General features: G+C 72.8%; 3 protein-coding genes. 2 read left to right on the top strand and 1 reads right to left on the bottom strand.

Annotated elements, in window-relative coordinates; genetic code table 11:
* Nucleotides 1-748, bottom strand: a 748-nt coding sequence (locus HMPREF3099_RS02420; RefSeq protein ID WP_070703616.1) for a phytoene/squalene synthase family protein, incomplete at its 3' end; no start/stop codon positions are given.
* Between the two features lie 126 nt (nucleotides 749-874).
* On the opposite strand from HMPREF3099_RS02420, the gene HMPREF3099_RS02415 reads away from it, so the two are divergent.
* On the top strand, nucleotides 875-2,923 hold the full coding sequence (locus HMPREF3099_RS02415) for a neutral/alkaline ceramidase (RefSeq protein ID WP_070703614.1): 2,049 nt from the start codon (nucleotides 875-877) through the stop codon (nucleotides 2,921-2,923).
* 339 nt (nucleotides 2,924-3,262) lie between these two features.
* On the top strand, nucleotides 3,263-3,479 hold a 217-nt coding region (locus HMPREF3099_RS02410), incomplete at its 3' end, for a hypothetical protein (RefSeq protein WP_141761945.1).

The raw sequence follows: 3,479 nt of genomic DNA, 5'->3' as shown, positions 1-3,479 counted from the left end.
AGGCGCGCACGGCCGCCCGGCTGGAGCCCGGCAGACCGCCGATGACGGCCTCGGCCGCCGCGAGGTCCGCCCGCACCCGTGCCACGGCGGCGTCCCGGTCGGCATCGGTGAACACGGCCCCGGCCCCCGGCAGGTAGGTGCGCCCCCGCCCGTCGGTGTCCTCGGCCAGGTCGCGCAGGAAGTTCACCTGCTGGAAGGCCGCGCCCAGCCGCCGCGCGCCCTCGTCCAGGTGCGACGCCGGCGCCACCGGGGCGGGCGCGGCGTCGGTGGTGAAGATCCGCACGCACATGAGCCCCACCACCTCGGCCGAGCCGTGCACGTACTGCGCCAGCGAGGCGTCGTCGTGCGCGGCCACGTGCAGGTCCGCCCGCATCGAGGCGTAGAAGGGGCGCACCAGGTCGGCCCCGATGCCGGTGGCCCGCGCCGCGTCGGCGAAGGCGTGCACCACCGGGTCGGTGGAGTACCCGCACCCCAGGGCCCGCAGGGTGCGGTGCTCGTGCTCGTCGAGGGCGTCGGCCACCGCATCCACGCCCAGGCCCGCCCCGGCCGCGGCGCCGTCCACCACCTCGTCGGCCACGCGCACCAGTGCGTACAGGGACCGCACGCGCTGCCGCACAGGGTGCCCGAGCAGCCGCGAGGCGGCACCGAACGAGGTGGAGTAGTGGGCGATGACGCGCTCGGCGGCAGCGTGCGAGGCGGCCGTGTGGTCCGCGAGCGCCCGCCGCGCGAGCAGCTCGGGGGAGGTCATGCGCCCATCGTCACATGCCCGGGATCTTGGGCAATTCTTGACCCACCATCGGTGAAATCCGTGTCACCCTGTGCCGCGTACCCCTCACCGCCGCCGACGCAGGCGGCCCACCCACAGGAGCCAGTGATGTCAGCACCGCATCAGCAGTCCTCCCAGCCCTCCCGCCGCGCCGTCCTGGCGGGCGCCGGCGCCGCCACCGCCGTGGGCCTGGCGGCCGGTGGCACCGCGCCGACCGCCGCCTCGGCGGCGACCCCGAGCGCCGACGGCGCCTACAAGGTGGGCGCCGGCATCGCCGACGTCACCGGCCCCGTGGCCGAGAACGGGATGATGGGCTACTCCTCGCTGGAGCAGCAGGCCACCGGGCTGCACATGCGCCTGATGGCCCGTGCCTTCGTGGTGGTGGACTCCGCCGGCGGCCGCCTGGGCTGGGTGGTGGTGGACCACGGGGTGATCTCCGTGGCCGCCCACCGCGAGGTCGTCCGGCGCCTGGCCGCCCGACACCCCGGCACGTGGGACGTGCAGAACCTCATGGTCACCTGCACGCACACCCACGCCAGCGTCGGCGGCTGCACGCACGACGTCATCTACAACCTGGCCACCTACGGGTTCCAGGAGCAGGCCTTCGAGGCGCTGGTCGAGGGCATCGTCACCGCCGTGGAGCGCGCCCAGGCCTCGCTGGCCGCCGGGAGCATCCACATCGGGCGCACCGAGCTGCACGACGCCTCCCGCAACCGCTCCCTGACGGCGTTCGAGGCCAACCCGGCCGCCGACCGCGCGCACTTCCCCGGCGGCATCGACCCGACCGTGCTGGTGCTGCGCTTCCGGCAGGGGACCCGTGACATCGGCATGCTCAACTGGTACCCCACCCACGGCACCTCGCTGACCAACACCAACACGCTGGTCTCCGGGGACAACAAGGGCTATGCCGCGTGGTCGTGGGAGCGGGAGCTGCTCGGGCAGGACCCGCTGGACCCGCGCCCCCGGTTCGTCGCGGCCTTCGCGCAGTCCAACTCCGGGGACATGACGCCCAACCTGGCGCTCAAGCCGGGCACCGGCCCCACCGACGACGAGTTCGAGAACATGCGCATCATCGGCGCCCGCCAGCGCGATGCCGCCCACCGCGCCTGGGAGGGGGCCACCGAGGTCGTCACCGGCCCGGTCGGTGCCCGCACCCGGTACGTGGACATGGATGCGGTACGCATCGACGCCCGCTTCACCCCGGAGGGCAAGCCCGCCCGCACCGCGCCGGCCGTGCTCGGCGAGTCGATGCTGGCCGGGTCCACCGAGGACGGCCCGGGCCCGGACATCTTCAAGGAGGGCGTGCACTGGCCGGTGAAGGTGCCGGGGGAGACCCCGGGCTGGGTGGCCGACGTGCAGTACCCCAAGGTGGGGCTGGTGCCGGTGGGCCTGGCCGATGCCGCCCCCTCGCGCCTGGCCGTGACCGTGGCTCGCATCGGCCAGCTGTGGATCGTGGGCATCCCGGCCGAGGTCACCATTGTGGCCGGCCTGCGCCTGCGCCAGCAGGTGGCCGAGGCCGTGGGCGCGCGCCTGGACGACGTGGTGGTGCAGGGCTACACCAACGGCTACTCCCAGTACGTCACCACCCCGCAGGAGTACGACACCCAGGAGTACGAGGGTGGTTCCACGCTCTTCGGCCGCTGGACGCTGTGCGCCTACCAGCAGGAGACCTCGCGCCTGGCCACTGCGCTCAAGACCGGCGCCACCGTCGATGCCGGGGCCGCCCCGGTGTCCAACCCGGCCGGCATGGCGGACTTCCAGACCGACGTGGTGTTCGACAGCCCCCACTCCGGCAAGCCGTACGGCGGCGTCATCACCGAGCCGAAGGACACCGCGCGCGGTGCCACGGTCTCGGCGGTGTTCGTCACCGGCCACCCCAAGAACGGCCTGCTGCGGGGAGGCACCTTCCTGGAGGTGCAGCGCCGCACGGCCGCCGGCTGGGTGACCGAGCGCGTGGACACCGACTTCGACACCCGCTACCGCTGGAAGCGCACCAACGGTGCGCTCGGGTACTCCACGGCCACCATCGAGTGGGACGTGCCCGCCGACGCCACGGCAGGGGAGTACCGCATCCTGCACCGCGGACACCACAAGAACGGGTGGACGGGCAAGATCGCGGCCTTCCAGGGCATCACGATGCCCTTCCGGGTGAGCTGACAGGCTGGCGCACCGCAGGGGCCCCGCACCTCACGCCGAGGTGCGGGGCCCGTCGCGTGGGCGCCATGTCCACCGAAGGTTTCCTCCGGGATTCTCTCACCCGCCTCACAGAATCGGATTGCCGCAACACAATCGTCACGCATCCTTCCCCTGTCATCCGGACGGGGCTATCTTCAATGCACCACACACAGCGGTACCATCGCCTCGGGGAAGGGGAATGCCGTGTAGTCACGATTTGGCCTCGCGGTCGCAGGGGTCCTCGCCGGAACCCTCACGTCCACGGCGTCCGTATCGGAGCGGTCTCCGTCGGAAGCGGACGTCAGCACCACCGCACAGCAGATGGGGCGCTCCACCCAGGAGGTCACCTCCTACGCCGACGGTCAGGGCACCTTCGCCCAGGTCGTCAGTGACTTGTCCAGCGCCCATCCAGACGGCTTCGTCGACGCGGTCTGGGACGGACCCGACTCCCGGGCCACGCTCATCGAGGTCCACCGGTCGATCCTGAGCGAGGCGCGCCGTGCCGCGGGAAACCGGCTCTTCGGAGTTGAGCGTGGGT

The organism is Kytococcus sp. HMSC28H12 (genome assembly GCF_001816045.1).
In the GTDB taxonomy this organism is placed as follows: domain Bacteria; phylum Actinomycetota; class Actinomycetes; order Actinomycetales; family Dermatophilaceae; genus Kytococcus; species Kytococcus schroeteri.
The sequence above is the reverse complement of the archived record's forward strand: the minus strand, read 5'-3'. Positions and strand labels throughout refer to the sequence as shown.

Coding starts and splice junctions, on each gene's coding strand:
- HMPREF3099_RS02415 (WP_070703614.1), top strand. CDS start 875: ATGTCAGCACCGCATCAGCAGTCCTCCCAGCCCTCCCGCCGCGCCGTC.